Below are 15,220 nucleotides of genomic sequence, written 5' to 3'. Positions count from 1 at the left end.
TCGCCGGCTTAGCTCAGTTGGTAGAGCAACTGACTTGTAATCAGTAGGTCACCAGTTCGATTCCGGTAGCCGGCACCAAATAAAATCAACGTGTTATGACGTTGTCCCGAATGCCCTGATAGTCTCTTGTGTCATATTTGTGTCATGACTGATTATCAGGGCATCGATCTTTTTAGCGTGCTCTGTCAAATGATTGGGCGCTAAATGCGCATACCGCCTCACCATCTCAATTGACTCCCAACCCCCATTTCCTGCAATGCACTCAAAGGTACTCCAGCCTGAACAAGCCAGCTTGCCCATGTGTGACGCAGGTCATGGAATCGGAAATTTTCAATACCCGCTCGACGCAAGTCACCAATGTGGTGGCCATTATGATTATTGAGGTTTTTTCCTAAAATTATCGTCATTTTTCACGAATTCAAAAGCATCAAGGATGATGCCTGTTATCCTTAAAATATCTTCAGGCATTTCTATAAATATTCGTGAGTTACTGGCTGAGAGTCCGGCCCTGTTGATTTCGTTAAGCAATATGTCAGTTAATTCAATAGGGATCTGGATATAAGGCTTATTCTTCTTATCGAAATATCTTATTACCCATCTATTTGATTTACCTTGATAAAGGACATTGAAGTAGGATTCCGTATCCTTATATTGCAAATCAACAGACTCACCAACAATTGATTTTGCTTTCTCAAATAGCGTTAACTCGTTTTTCGTAGTCACAATATTTGGATTATCTGGATCTACTATTTCATCTGGTTCTTTCAGTGTTTCCTGAGGCTCTACCTCATCTTGAACTCCATCAATTGGAGTATGTTTATTTGAAAGACCGGAAACTACCATCGCACTAACAGATTTTTCAACTGCCTGCTTTACTAATGGAGTAATGGATTCAATAAATCTCTGATTTAGCTGGCGCTCTACGTTAGATCTGCTTGCAACATATCTCACGAATTCACCATCTATATCTCTCAGACTAGCACTAATCGTTTTCGTAAATGCGGATAAATAAACGCTCTCTTCTGCAAGAGTCCTTAGTGCTTCTGGTTTGAATTTATCGTGCCTAAAACGAAAAAGCTGACTTGCATCGGCATCGCTCACTTCATCCATTTTGATGCGCAAAAATGGATTAGGATCCATTACGTTTTTTTGTTTTAAATCAGTGAAAAAACGCCATTCTAAGCCATTTGTAATTGCTGAAATGGTTACTTCTGGAGTGGAGTTAAAGTATCTGGATAACTGCGGGCAATGGTTATCCAGTTTTTCGCTGTATCCTTTTGCCTCGATAAACATCACAGGAACCCCCTGACAAAACAAGGCATAATCAACTCGCTCATTTGCCTTAACTCCCGGGAAGTCAGCTCCGTACTCCGCTTTAACTTTTTGCGGATCATACGGACTAAACCCAAGAATATCTAAAAAAGGCAATATCAATGCTTGCTTAGTTGTTTCTTCGGTGGTGCAGTGTTGTCCAACGTTTTTAACGTGGTCAACATGATGTTTTATTTTTATCTTAAAATTATCCATTCCATAACCTCAGTAAGTTAAAACTTCAGAAATCTAAAACGGAATACCAAAACATTTTACCAATAATGTTCACTTGGTTTTCATCAGCAACCTCATCTTCGTACTCATCGCAGTTATAACTTCTTATGAGTATTTTTCCGCCTGGTCGCCTATAAAGACACTTAAGTCGTTTCAGGCCATCTTGTTAAATTATATACAATTTACCATCAATAACTATCTTGTTGGAGATATCGATTCCTATTACGGTTACGTCCGGAATAACTGGTTCCATGCTGTCACCCTTTGCCGGAAAGCAAATAATTGTGGAGCCATCACTCGGTGCGCCAATTTTTCTTAATGTAGCTTTAATAAATCTCAACTTAAAACCATTATGGTCCACGCCAATACACCTTCCATTGCCGCAGGCTAACTCAATATCTTTTAAGAACGAGACTTCTATTTCATCGCCATCTAATAACGTTTACTATCCCACGGCGCAATGTTTGACCACTCTCCTTCGGACGATACTTGACCTATATCTTTTTTGCGAGTCTCGCTTGATTCTTTCATGCATCGTTTTCATGTCTCAAATATACAAGCGAGGCTTTTATTTTCATAGTAAATAAGGCGTTACTTTTTAAAGTAGTTATTGTGTTTTTTTATAACTATTAACGAAAAAGGAGAATCCATATGAGTGCATTGGAAGTAATGATCAAGAAAGCTGGAGGTGTTCCAGCATTAACTCGAATATTGAACATCAGGGATCAGGCTAACAGTAGTAGGTGGTGGGTTATTACTGTTAATTAGCTGGTTACTTTTTGTGATGCGTCTGGGCGTTATTAACCGAAAAGTAATTCGCTAGGTAAGAACAGTAATCAGTAAGTCATCCGTTCAATTCACACGACTGACACTGTATTAAGAAAAAACCCGTTATCTCAGGAGCACGGGTTTTTTCTTTTCTACTTTCAGGCATACTACCATACGTTATTCTCAGTTCAGATGGCGATAACTAAAGCACTAATAAAGCTAAACAAATAACAGCCGTAATCTGTAATATAAAGGCTATTGCTAGAATTCTTTTTCTTTTCGGCGGGTTTCCACAGGTACAGCAATTCAAAATTAGATTCATTTATTCAATTTACTTTTTTAACCTACTTCTCAGTTTTATCACACAGTGTAATTATTTATTTACAATGCATGTATCACGAATTTGACAGCCATACATCAATACTTTAACCTGCCAGTCTTATTACTATTTTATCAATATATTCAGAGACGAGGATCGCGTGAAGAATCGCACTACTGGCAGTATTTTTATCGTCGCCGGAACGACGATTGGGGCAGGAATGCTCGCCATGCCTCTGGCTGCGGCAGGTGTAGGTTTTAGTACAACACTGGCCATGTTAGTTGGCCTATGGGCTTTGATGAGTTATACCGCACTCCTGCTGGTAGAAGTTTATCAATATAATAAAGCCAATACCGGGCTGGGAACTATTGCAAAACGCTACTTGGGCGTCGGTGGGCAGGTGTTAACAGGGTTCAGCATGCTATTTCTGATGTATGCTCTGACAACCGCCTATATCAGTGGTGCCGGGGAGTTACTGGCTGCCAGTTTATCTGCCTGGTTAGAGAAAGATATTTCTGTTTCTATCGGGATCATTATATTCACACTGGTCGCCGGAAGTGTCGTCTGCATCAGTACCCGATCTGTTGATTTAATTAATCGCCTGCTATTTACTGCTAAAGTCATTTTTCTGGTGCTCGTTCTTGGTGTGATGATGCCTCATGTCGATAAAATCAACCTGATATCCATGCCAATAGAAAAAGGGCTTGTTCTGTCAGCCATTCCGGTGATTTTTACTTCGTTCGGGTTTCATGGCAGTGTGCCAAGTATCGTTGCCTATATGGGAGGGGATACAAATAAGCTGCGGAAGATATTCCTTATCGGCAGTGCTATTCCGCTGAGTGCTTATATCCTGTGGCAATTAGTGACTCTTGGTGCTATTTCTTCCAATACCTTCGTCGGGATTCTGGCACAACAGTCAGGACTGAATGGATTATTGCAGGCTGTCCGAGAAGTTGTTGCATCACCAAAAGTTGAACTTGCTGTTCATCTGTTTGCTGATCTCGCACTGGCGACATCGTTTCTGGGTGTTTCTCTGGGTCTGTTTGACTATCTTGCTGACCTGCTAAAACGCCGCAATCATGCCAAAGAGCGTTTGCAAACCGGCCTGATAACTTTTGTACCTCCTATGCTTTGCGCCCTGTTCTACCCTAACTTTGTGATGGCGCTGACCTTTGCTGCCGTTGCGCTGTCAATTCTGGCTCTGTTACTTCCCTGCCTGCTGGTTTGGCGCTGCCGCAAAGAAAATCAGGGAGGATATCGTGTGAAAGGTGGTAACCCGGCACTCGTCCTTATTTTCTTATGCGGTATTTCTGTTATTGCTATTCAGGTTGGCATTGTTACAGGCATACTGCCCGAGCTTGGCTAATCCATTACTCCACTGAGAAAGGCATATCCGCATCTTTACAGATGCGGATAATTTTATTGGAAATATCAGAAATTCACGCCTGCGCCAAAGTAAAAACCATCTGACACTTTATTACTGCGATTTCCGCCTTTTCCTTTTAGATCAATTACGCGATAACCCGCTTCAACACTCAGTGGTCTGAAGAGGAGATAACGGACACCACCGTTAGCTTCTGTATAAGAGTCAATACCTGAAGTAAAACCTGATGGAGCACCATACGCTTCACCATATAAGGACAGTGATGGTGTTACCGCTACGCTGAGGCCAACACCAGCAGCTAATGCAGCGCCATCTTTTCCGACTTTTGGCGACAAATAGAGAGCTTTACCGCCAACACTGGCTGTCAGCGGACCAACAGGCAGAGCAAAGGCCAGTCCCAGGCTACCCAACTGACCATTATGATCACTGCGGGCCCAGTTTCCGTTAAGGGAGAACCCCGCATTTTTATCACCAATTCCCGCAGATGTACTGGTATAGTGCTTTCCTGCCTCAACATTTACAGAAATTGCATTTGCTGTACCAGTCATAAAGAGCAGACCAGCAGCACTGACAGCAATAAAACCTTTCATATCGTTTCCTTCTTCTCTAATTGGTAATTGCCACTACTTGTTGCAAGCCATTTTACTGGAATTCAGTAAACGCTATAAACTATAAAATTAATAAACTATCTAGATTAATCAAGATATGCAGGTAACGTATTTTTGCAGCACCCACTGTTTAACCTGCTGCCGTGGGATTTTTATTCCGTCATTCTTTAGCTGCTCAGGCAGTAAGTAACAGGCTACAGGCTGCTGAAATGAGGCAAGTTTATCCGAAAGCCAGCTAGCAAGTGTTGTTGTAAGTTTAGGAGAGTTTGTTTCGATTACCATGACAGGCCGATGCCCAAATTCAGGATCAGGTACAGGAACAACAAAACTTTGCTGAATTTCAGGATGCTGGTTAATGATTCGCTCAATATCTTCCGGCTGGATACCTTCTCCACCGCTGAAAAACAGATTGTCGAGGCGCCCGAGAATACGCAGTTCTCCCTGCTCAAAGGTGCCCCGATCACGGGTGGAAAACCAGCCATTTTCGTTAAGCAAAGGCTGTAATTTCCCATTAGACCAATACCCCATCGCAATGCTGTCTGCCCTGATCTGTATCTCATCATCCTGCAAACGGATCTCTTTTCCCGGCAATGGTGTTCCCACCCCCGGTAAACCATCTGCACGCTTTGCGCAGACTGTTGAAGCCATTTCAGTCAGGCCATAACCACACCAGCAGCGAATGCCCAGTTTTCCGGCCTGTTGAACAAGCTCCTGCGGTATCATTGCCCCGCCCAGTAACACATCTTTCAGAGTCTGTTTATGTTCACGTGGCTGAGACAGCCAGCGCCACAATTGCGTTGGCACTAATGAGGCATGAGTACAACCGGATAAAGCCCTATCCAGAGAATGCATGTTTTCTAATACAAGTTCTGCGCCTTTCAGCAACCAGCGCCAGAGTATTCCCTGACCTGAAACATGATATAAGGGCAGTGACAATAACCAGCGATCATGTGAACTGAAATCTATACAGGAAAGAACACCCTTTGCACTGGCAAAGTGACCTTCCATAGAATGCACAACGGCCTTAGGTAGCCCGGAAGATCCTGAGGTCAGGATCATACTGGCCGGGCGATGCTTATCCCATGAATTTAAGTCCCATATAACATATTTTCCTGACGTAACTGTAAATTTAGTTTGCCAGTTGAGTTCTTTTGCCTGAATAACCGATGAAGGGGAATCGGTAAAATCAGCCACAAATGCCATATTCAGCCGGGGAAGTAACTCCACCAGCAATGATTCGGGAAGTTGAGGATTCAGTGGCAGTACTCTTGCCCCGCATTGTAGTGCACTAAGATAACAGAGTAATAAATCAGTACTATTTTTCCCCCTCAGGATCACTCCACTGCCTTCTGATACCCCCTGTTGCCGGAAATAATCTGCAATAGTATTAATTTTTTTCGCTAGCTGCTGCCATGTCAGGGTTTTTCCATACAACAAGGCAGCCTGTTTTTCCGGAGCACAGACAGCCCAGTGATGCCACGGCCATTGGTTAAACGACGCTAATGACATTCATGGCTCCATGCGATTTCCAGTTTGTCTGATTCAAGGCAAGGGATGTCACTGTCTGGCCAGCAACGAATAAGTTGTGACTGGATCAAATTCAGAGTATCTAATCCCGGGAGTGTATCCGGCGTTAACCAGTGTGCTAAACGGGCCAGTTGCGTCAGACCAAAACTGGTTTCAATGCTTGAGCTTATAACCGCTTCCAATCCTGCCTGATGAGCTTCAGTAATTAATTGACAGCAACGGTCAATACTGCCAACCAAAGTTGGCTTGATGATAATGGCAGCAACACCGGCTTCAGCTTTTACCGTGAAACCGTCTTCCCGGACACTTTCATCCCATGCGATAGCAATACCTGTTTCGCGGGCAAAATCCAGTGACTCCTCACGGGTTTTACAAGGTTCTTCAATGAAAGCAATACGCTGGCGATAATCCGGATTGACATACTTGGCAAATCCATCCGCTTTAGTGCGTGTCCAGCTACGATTCGCATCCAGTCTTAACCGGAGTTCAGGCACAGCCTCCAACAAAACATTCGCTACCATGCCATCCCGTACAGCCTCGTATAAACCTACTTTCACTTTCGCAATTTTCTGTCCGGTCATTTCTCCCAGATGCAGGATCACATCATCAGGATCGCCGGTACATAATGGTGCTTTGCGATAATCAGCTTCTTCCGGCAATTCACCCCGCAATTCAGCAAGTGCACAACTGATACCAAATGCAACAGAAGGTAATTCACTCTGTTCCGGTTCTTTCTCTGCGCCTTTTCCTGCCTGACACCAGTGCGTTAACCACGCTACTGCGGCTTGTTCTGCCTGCTCAAGTGTTTCACGGCTGAATTCCGGTAACGGGGCAATTTCTCCCCAGCCGTGTTCCTCATTTTCCTGTATATGAACCAGAAAACCATCGCGGGTTTTCAGGCGCTGATAGCGCAGGATAACACCTGCCTCCATCGGCAGGCTGTAGTGATAAAGAGTTGCTTTACGCATTATGGGTTACGTTTGAATTTACTGAAATCAGGGTGACGTTTTTCATTGAATGCGTTACGCCCTTCCTGCCCTTCTTCAGTCATATAAAACAGCATGGTGGCATTCCCAGCCAACTCCTGCAAACCCGCCTGTCCATCACAATCTGCATTCAGGGCAGCTTTCAGGCAACGCAGCGCCATCGGGCTGTTTTCCAGCATTTCACGGCACCAGCGCACGGTTTCTTTTTCCAGCTCAGTATAAGGAACAACAGTATTAACCAGCCCCATATCCAGCGCTTCCTGAGCATTGTACTGGCGGCATAGGAACCAGATCTCACGGGCTTTCTTCTGCCCGACTATCCGGGCCATATAAGATGCACCCCAACCACCATCAAAAGAGCCGACTTTAGGGCCGGTTTGTCCAAAAATCGCATTATCTGCGGCAATGGTCAGATCGCACATCAGATGCAGAACATGTCCGCCACCAATGGAGTATCCGGCGACCATAGCAACAACTGGTTTTGGACAAGTACGGATCTGACGCTGGAAATCCAGTACATTCAGATGATGTGTTCCCATATCATCCTGATAACCGCCGTAATCACCACGGATCTTCTGATCGCCGCCGGCACAGAAGGCTTTTTCTCCCATTCCGGTCAGAATAATTGTACCGATGCTATCGTCATAGCGTGCATCTGCCAGCGCCTGAATCATCTCTTTAACCGTCAGAGGACGAAAGGCATTGCGCACTTGTGGGCGATTGATTGTGATTTTAGCGATACCATCGGTAGATTTATGATACAGAATATCTTCAAATCCATTTGAACAGTCTTGCCAGTCAATCGGCGCATATAATTTTTCTTCGCATGGGTAGAGCATTATTAAACGTCCTTAGCCAAAAAGTGATAAAAAGTGGTTCACTGCGGCTGAAAAACCCGCAGGATTACTACTGTGGACATTATGTCCGGACTGAGAAATTATTTTTAATGGCAATGCAAACTGCTGCGCTATTCCCTTAAATTTCTGATCATGTTCACCGCATAAATAAATAAAAGGTACTGCCAGTTTTTGTAATTCCGGGAGCAGATACGGCTGGTGCCCAAGTGAGGTATTTTCCAGCATATCTGCAATACTGTTGCCCCGGTTCTGGCTACGAAGATGAATGAGCCTGAGACGTTGCGCCGCAGGTAAATCTGCAAATACAGGCTGTTGATACCAATCCGCTAAAACTGCCGCTATAGGTTCTGAACGGAAGCGCTGTGCCCAGTTTTTGTCATGTAATAATCTGGCTTCACGTTCCTCCTGAGATAACAGCCCCGGGTTTCCGCCTTCTACCAGAATCCCCCTTAAACCCTGCACTGCCTGAGCTTGAGTTGCGTGATACATAGCAATCCGGCCACCCAGTGAGTAACCAATTAACCAATAATCATGGATCTGGTACGCAAGTAAGGTTTTGCTCAGTAGCGCATTCATCTCTGCAAGGCCATCTTTCGCAAAAACATCCACAAGCGGCATATCGGCAGAATGACCATGACCGGGCAAATCAATGACCAAAGAAGGATACTGGTTGCAGGCACTGATAATGGGCTGCCATTCATAGCCACATCCCAGCAAACCATGCAACCAAACCAGCCATGGGCCTTGTTTGTCCGTATTGAATGTCTGACAGGCCAGCTTCACAGTTCCGCCACTTGTTTTAATAACGTTTGCAGGCACATCGCACCTTCATTATCTGTCACATTTAATTCTACGACCGTTGCAACATTTTGTAGCCATGCCTGTTCAACGGACTGTTTTAACTCAGGCCAACTTTGTGGAGCGCTATAATGCAGGCCAAACATAGCAGCGGCATGGTTAAAACGGATATTTTGCGGCATACAGTAAAACTGCTGGCGTGCTTCCTGTGGTGTAGGCAGTAATGAAAAAATCTGACCGCCATTATTATTGACGATAATCAGTACCATCGGTGATGAAACTTCCCGCAATAAAGCCAGACTGTTCAGATCATAAAGTGCCGAAATATCGCCGATAATTGCCAGCGTGGGCTTACCGGTTGCCCGTTGCACTCCGGCTGAAGTTGCAATTAACCCGTCAATACCACTGGCTCCGCGATTACTGTAAACCGGATAACCGACAGGGAGTTGCCCCAGCGCATCAATCAGACGCACAACCAGACTATTGCCAACAAAGAGTTGTCCCTCTTCCGGTAATAACTGATGCAACTGATGTGCAACCGCAGCCTCACTGAATTTACCCGACAGTTTTTCAGCCACGCATTCCGATGCCTTTTCTGACCATATTTCCAGTTCATTCGCCCAAAAAGCATTAGGGTGATCCGCATGTGCAGAGTGCGCTTGTAACCACGCCGCGATATCACAGGTCAATTTGCGTCCCTGATGATTGGCAGGATCAAGCCTTCCCGCAATAGAATCGATAATCCAGTATTCCTCTGGCTGACATTCCGCCTGCCACTGCAATAATCTCTTTCCGGTCAGGCTGGAGCCAAACTGAATAACCAGCTCGCCTTTTGCCAGAATTTCCTGTGTACGATAATGATTCAGCCACAAATCAGCACAGGGCAAAGGCTGGCCTGTCTGAGACAAGACATCACCAATTAATGGCCATCCCATGTCTTTTGCCCACTGTGCAACAAGTTGCCCCTTTTCAGCACTCATTCTCCCTGCCAGAACAACACCCCGTTTTTGTCGCCAATAATCCCAGTCGGTAACTTTAGTTGTCACAGTCATCATTGATTGCCGAAGCCACGGCTGATCTCCCTGCCACCAGTCTCCCAGCGTCTGTAACCATGACTGGTATTGATCATCATCACCATACAAAGGCTCTGCAAAAGGGCAGTTAATATGCAACCCTCCCTGCCTGAGATTAGACATCGCATTATCAATAACAGAGACCAGCCAACTGGCTGAAATATCGGTGGTTGGGCGCGGCAAAGTGAGTGTTTGTGACGGATGTGAGGCAAAAATACCCTGCTGGCGAATAGCCTGACTTGCACCACAGTCAATCAGCTCCGGAGGTCTGTCTGCGGTGAGAAATACCAGCCGTTCTCCGGTTAAACCCGCTTCAATCAGGGAAGGATAGAGATTGGCAACTGCGGTTCCTGATGTCACGATGACAGCAACGGGCTCCCCGCTCGCTTTTGCCAGCCCCAGCGCCAGATGGCCTAACCCTCTCTCATCAAAGTGAGTATGGCAGATCAGCTTACCGTTCTGGGCAGCAGCTTTCTTTACAACGGAAAGTTTTACAACGGAAAGTGTCAGTGGAGTAGAACGGGATCCGGGAGCAATACACACATGACGCAAACCGTGGCGGGTCAGTGCTTCCAGTAAAAGTTCCGCCCAACGACGGTTCAGTGCGCTGTTTGACATAGGATGTTCAAGACTTATTTAAAAAGAAAACTCATTATTTAAGAAAATGAATTATATAAGATATTCGCCATTCTCATTCCCTTAAAAACACTTTCCTTGTGATAGTTCAAAGAAATATCATTTTATTGACAATACTCCATGCATCATTTCATGCAGCTATTCCATAGATAAATTACTGAGCAATGAGCGTAACCCTGCTGCCTTATTTTCAATTTCTATCCATTCCTGTTCGGGGTCTGAGCCGGAAACAATCCCTGCCCCGGCATACAATGACAATAAAGCGCCATCTATATATGCGCACCGCAGCGAAACGGCAAATTCACTCTGCTCAAGCCCCAAATACCCAGCAGATCCGGCATACCAACCCCGGCGAAAAGGTTCATTCTCAGCTAAAAACTGCCGGGCGGCTTCTCGTGGCAGACCAGCAACAGCAGCGGTGGGTTGTAAACGACTCAGGCAATCACTGTCCGAGACCTGATTTAAAAAACCATTAATATGTCTGCGCAGGTGTTGTACTTTACGTAAACGAATAACATCAGGTGGAGCAACATCGATTGAGGTCACACCGCCCTGTAAACGCTGGCAGATATCATCCACCACAATCAAATTTTCATGCTGGTTCTTTTTATCCTTTAATAACCATTGCCCCAGCTCTTTTGCTTTTTGATCATCGTCAGAATTTATTGTTGTTCCCGCCAGAGCCTCAGTAAATAACTGTTGCTGGTGACGGTAATAGAGCCGCTCAGGCGTGGAAGCAAGAAAGGCCTGCGTATCACTGAAAGCCAGCATGAAGTGATAACAGTGATGATTCACCTCACGGCTGGCCGCCATAAATTGTCCTGCCTGCAAAGGCATATCCAGCATGAGTTCTGTTTTGCGGGCCATTACCACTTTTTCCATTTTTTTGCGGGTAATGGCATCCAGCGCCTGCTCCAGTAGTGTATTCCACTGCTCACTTTCAGGCCGATGCGTGGTATTTAAAATCGTTACTCGTGATGATTGAAATGGCTGGTGGGGTGCAATTGTTCTGAGAAACGCGTAAATATTGTCAATATCAGCCTGCCCATCAATATTCAGATATAAATAAGTGGCCTTATGACAGCGACGTATTTCTATTCTTGGCAAGAACAGATAACTTTCTTCATTATCTGTACTTTCTTCCTTTTCCCATGCGTTCAGGCCCCAAATACGCATTTGGGGAAATTGGGTATGTTGGTTTAAGAAATTCTCTGCCTGAGCGGCATCCCTGAAGAGACGGATTTGCCCACAGGCAACAACTTCTTCATGTCCATCACGATGTTGCCAGTAAAATTGCGGGTAATGCGGCTGAGCAGCCAACCATTCCAGCCAGTCTGTATCACCGGTTACAGAAAGGGGAAAACGGAACGACTGAATACCCACTTCGCTAATATTTTTGGCACCGAGAGTTTCGCATACATTAGCGATGATACTGGCAATCTGATCCACAACTTTCCTCACTAACAACATAATAAAAGGCAGGATTATACGAACCAGCCGGAATTATTAAAGCACTTATTGTTTGTATGGTTGCTGCTGAGGTTAATTTCGTGGGAAGGTATTTAATGTTAAATTCGCTATTCTTTACCGAATTTCTGTGTTTTTTGTTCAAAAAAATCGTACACAATATCATTCATTCAAATGGATAAAACCATCGATAATGCATCATCCCTCGAAGATAAAAAGATGTTTTATTTTAAAAATAAACAACACAAAGCCTAAACGCCACATTTAATTATAAAAACGGATATTTTTTATAAAATAACCGTCATAAAATAATATAGACCACATTCAGGAAATTGATGAAGATAAAAGTAGGAAAAATACAGTCACGATTTACTAAAAACAGTAAAACGAATCATCAATAAAGAATATCAATACTGTTAATAAATATATTTTATCATCCATTAATTTAATGAATATATTTAATTAAAAAACACCATAAGAAAAATCTTAAAATAACAACGCATTGATTTTAATATTAATTTAATTATTACCAACAAATGTAACAATACGATATTACTTATTCTAAGTGTAATTATATTTTATTTATTGCTTTTCATGAATTACCCATTGATATAAAGTCACACAATACGTATTATTTCGCCTCTTCAAAAATGAAGAAACAAAAATTTTCTCTTAATCTAAATTCAATTTTACTTCGTCTGATTCTGCTGTTTTCTAAATAAGCAGTATAAAAGGGGATGTCGTGCTATATCTTTATTTTAAGCCGATAGGCTTTCATAGATATCGGTATAAACTATTATCGTTATTCGTATCACTAAGCTGTCTAATAACGTCAGAAGCCGCAAAAGCGGATTATGACGAGTTAATCCTGCAAGCCAGAAATGGCAATACCATCCCCATGCTTGAATATATTCGTCAAGAAGAAAAGCGGCGGAAACTTTCGTCTTCTCAGGTTGCTGACTGGTTACAAATTGCAGGCTGGGCCGGGCGAGATAATGAAGTGATTGAACTTTGGCAACGCTATCATTCCATGGAATTACCCGCCAGAGGTATTGCTGCTGTGGCGCGGTCTTATCGCAATCAGCGCCAGTGGACACAATCCGTCCAATTATGGCATCTGGCTTCTGTCCTTGAAGAGCAAAACCACGATCTAAAAGCAGGCCTGATTATGACGCTGGCAGATGCCAAGCGAGACAGTGAGGCTCGGCGGCTGGCAAAAAGGTTACTGGCACAACATCCCAATGCCGATAACTACCGTTTAATGGCCTATGTTGATGAAGCTGCCGGGCGCACATGGGATGCCATGCAAATGCTCTCCACCGCCCATGAGCGTTTCCCCAATGATAAAAATACCACTCACGATTACCTGTTCAGTCTGAAAAACAACCGTGTCAATGGCCCGGCATGGCTTTTAGAACAACAATATGCCTCGAAATTGGAGTTATCGCCGGGCCAACAACGCAGGCTGGAAGCCGATGCAGCGGCTGAATTAGTTCGTCTTGCCATAGTCCCTAATCGCAGTGAAACAGAGCGGTTTGATATTGCTGACAGAGCACTTGTCCGTTATGAGCAGATGCTAAATGAGTGGCGTGAACAGCCAGATGCCCAGCAGGATTACCGACGTGCCCGAATTGATCGTCTTGGGGCATTACTCGCCCGTTTCCGGACACAGGAGCTTATTGAAGAATACTTACTCCTGCAACAGCTTTCATCAACAGAAGAGAACACAGAAATACCGGATTATGCCCATAAATGGGCTGCGGCAGCCTATCTGAATCTTCGCCAGCCGGATAAAGCAAGAAACATTCTGCGCCCGCTGAGTTACCCGAACGGGAAATACCCTGATAAAGAAACTCCGACTTCCCATATCACACTGGAAGATGACAGCGTTCTTTTTTATTCCGATGTGGAAAGCGAGCACCTAAATGAAGCTCAAAAACTCGCTGCCAATATCAAACAACGTAATGTTTATATGGTGAATGTTTACGGTTCTCCAATCCGGGTTCCTAATGACGGCTGGCTGCAAGGGCAACAATTTCTGGCGGAATCAGCACAACTTAATGAAGATTTACCTGAGGCAGAAAAGCGTTTTACGCATTTAGCCCGTACAGCCCCTTCCAACCAAAAATTGCGTCTCGATTTGGCGGCAATCTGGCTGGATCGAGGCTGGCCTCGTCGGGCAGAAAGTGAGTTAAAACAGGCTGAAGGGCTTGATCACCGTAATTTATCACTGGAAATCCAGCAAGGTTATACCGCTTTAGCACTACAAGAGTGGAAACAGGTTGATTTACTGGCTGATGATGTCATCTCCCGCGCACCAGAGAATGTACTGGGCAAACGTTTTAACCGCCTGCGCAATGTTCATCATATGTCAGAGCTGCGTGTCAGGGTTAATCAGGGCATTGATTCAGACAGCCCCACCAGCGGTAAAAGCAGTTCAGACATTGATGCTGTTATTTATAGCCCACCTATTAACGATAACTGGCGTCTGTTTGCCGGTGGTGCATATAACCGCGCTCAGTTCAGCGAAGGCCGTGGATTAAACCGTGATTTACGTGGCGGTTTAGAATGGCGGGCACGGGATATCTGGCTGGAGGGTGAGGTTTCTGGCCGGAATTATCGTCATGGTAATAAGGTCGGCCTGCGTTTTACCGGATGGTACGATTTTAATGATGAATGGCGTCTGGGCGGTTCAGCAGAACGGCTGGCACGAAATACTCCCCTGCGGGCATTCACCAATAATATTTACGCTAATGGCGGGCAAATCTATAGTCGCTGGAGATATAGCGAACGCAGCCAGTGGAGTGCCAGTTTTGCGCCTTTCTTTTTTTCCGATGGTAATAACCGGTTTGCTTATGCCATTAACGGAATGCAACGCATCTATACCGCTCCTTACCTGAAACTCGATGCGACTTTGGAAGTCGGCACAACACATAACAGCAAGCAAAATACCCCTTATTTCAATCCCAGAAATGATTTTACCCTGCTTCCGGCGCTGGAAGCGGATCACATCATTTACCGGCATTATCAGACCGTCTGGAGCCAGCAACTCACGGCAGGTATCGGCGAGTACTGGCAGAAAGATTATGGCGGAGGGCTGATAACTACGGTCAGTTATGGGCAACGTATTAAGTGGAATGATGTTGTGGATGCAGGCGTGCGGCTCACGCTGGATAAACGCCCTTATGACGGTAGACGCGAAAAAAACCTGCAAGCTGCTTTTGATTTAACGTATCGGTTCTAAAGGATTTT

Annotated in this window: 11 protein-coding genes, 1 tRNA gene and 1 pseudogene; 3 read left to right on the top strand and 10 right to left on the bottom strand. The window is 44.7% G+C overall.

Annotated features, from left to right (window positions below):
* Positions 1-2 precede the first annotated feature (2 nt).
* Positions 3-78 (top strand) — tRNA-Thr (locus AACX68_RS04575).
* A gap of 15 nt (positions 79-93) precedes the next feature.
* Here AACX68_RS04575 and AACX68_RS04570 read toward each other — a convergent pair.
* The 3 genes and pseudogenes from AACX68_RS04570 to AACX68_RS20095 form a co-directional block, all read right to left on the bottom strand.
* A pseudogene (locus AACX68_RS04570) lies at positions 94-350 on the bottom strand (tyrosine-type recombinase/integrase); the annotation flags it as partial.
* Positions 351-375: 25 nt separating this feature from the next.
* On the bottom strand, positions 376-1,527 hold the full coding sequence (locus tag AACX68_RS04565) for a type I restriction endonuclease (RefSeq protein WP_228858458.1): 1,152 nt from the start codon (positions 1,525-1,527) through the stop codon (positions 376-378).
* Positions 1,528-1,711: 184 nt separating this feature from the next.
* Positions 1,712-1,906, bottom strand: a complete 195-nt coding sequence (locus tag AACX68_RS20095; protein WP_370630277.1) for a S24 family peptidase — start codon at positions 1,904-1,906, stop codon at positions 1,712-1,714.
* Between the two features lie 886 nt (positions 1,907-2,792).
* On the opposite strand from AACX68_RS20095, the gene tyrP reads away from it, so the two are divergent.
* Positions 2,793-3,998 carry a tyrosine transporter TyrP gene (gene tyrP, locus AACX68_RS04555; RefSeq protein ID WP_228858457.1) on the top strand — a complete coding sequence of 402 codons (1,206 nt, stop codon included), beginning with the start codon at positions 2,793-2,795 and terminating at the stop codon, positions 3,996-3,998.
* A gap of 65 nt (positions 3,999-4,063) precedes the next feature.
* Here the strand turns inward: tyrP and AACX68_RS04550 are convergent, their stop codons facing one another.
* The 7 genes from AACX68_RS04550 to menF all read right to left on the bottom strand — a co-directional run bounded on the left by AACX68_RS04550 (position 4,064) and on the right by menF (position 11,950).
* Positions 4,064-4,606 carry a YfaZ family outer membrane protein gene (locus AACX68_RS04550; RefSeq protein WP_228858456.1) on the bottom strand — a complete coding sequence of 181 codons (543 nt, stop codon included), beginning with the start codon at positions 4,604-4,606 and terminating at the stop codon, positions 4,064-4,066.
* A gap of 108 nt (positions 4,607-4,714) precedes the next feature.
* The gene (menE, locus tag AACX68_RS04545; protein ID WP_228858455.1) at positions 4,715-6,133 is read right to left on the bottom strand and encodes an o-succinylbenzoate--CoA ligase; all 1,419 of its coding nucleotides are present in this window, start codon (positions 6,131-6,133) and stop codon (positions 4,715-4,717) included.
* Positions 6,124-7,119, bottom strand: coding sequence for an o-succinylbenzoate synthase (gene menC, locus AACX68_RS04540; RefSeq protein ID WP_228858454.1), 996 nt, complete (start codon positions 7,117-7,119; stop codon positions 6,124-6,126). The genes menE and menC overlap by 10 nt, the downstream gene beginning before the upstream one ends.
* On the bottom strand, positions 7,119-7,976 hold the full coding sequence (gene menB / locus AACX68_RS04535; RefSeq protein WP_228858453.1) for a 1,4-dihydroxy-2-naphthoyl-CoA synthase: 858 nt from the start codon (positions 7,974-7,976) through the stop codon (positions 7,119-7,121). The genes menC and menB overlap by 1 nt, the downstream gene beginning before the upstream one ends.
* A 12-nt stretch (positions 7,977-7,988) precedes the next feature.
* Positions 7,989-8,777 (bottom strand): 2-succinyl-6-hydroxy-2,4-cyclohexadiene-1-carboxylate synthase, encoded by a 789-nt coding sequence (gene menH, locus AACX68_RS04530; RefSeq protein WP_228858467.1) that lies wholly within the window; start codon positions 8,775-8,777, stop codon positions 7,989-7,991.
* Entirely contained in the window at positions 8,774-10,483 is a 1,710-nt protein-coding gene (gene menD / locus AACX68_RS04525; RefSeq protein ID WP_228858452.1) for a 2-succinyl-5-enolpyruvyl-6-hydroxy-3-cyclohexene-1-carboxylic-acid synthase, read from the bottom strand. The genes menH and menD overlap by 4 nt, the downstream gene beginning before the upstream one ends.
* Positions 10,484-10,639: 156 nt before the next feature.
* On the bottom strand, positions 10,640-11,950 hold the full coding sequence (gene menF / locus AACX68_RS04520) for an isochorismate synthase MenF (RefSeq protein ID WP_228858451.1): 1,311 nt from the start codon (positions 11,948-11,950) through the stop codon (positions 10,640-10,642).
* 760 nt (positions 11,951-12,710) lie between these two features.
* Between menF and pgaA the strand changes: the two genes are divergently transcribed.
* Positions 12,711-15,212, top strand: a complete 2,502-nt coding sequence (gene pgaA / locus AACX68_RS04515; protein WP_228858450.1) for a poly-beta-1,6 N-acetyl-D-glucosamine export porin PgaA — start codon at positions 12,711-12,713, stop codon at positions 15,210-15,212.
* Positions 15,213-15,220: the final 8 nt, after the last annotated feature.

It is taken from the genome of Xenorhabdus sp. PB61.4 (assembly GCF_963894935.1).
Classification (GTDB): Bacteria; Pseudomonadota; Gammaproteobacteria; order Enterobacterales; family Enterobacteriaceae; genus Xenorhabdus; species Xenorhabdus stockiae.
Note: the sequence above shows the minus strand (reverse complement) of the source record. Positions and strands in the feature narration are given on the sequence as shown.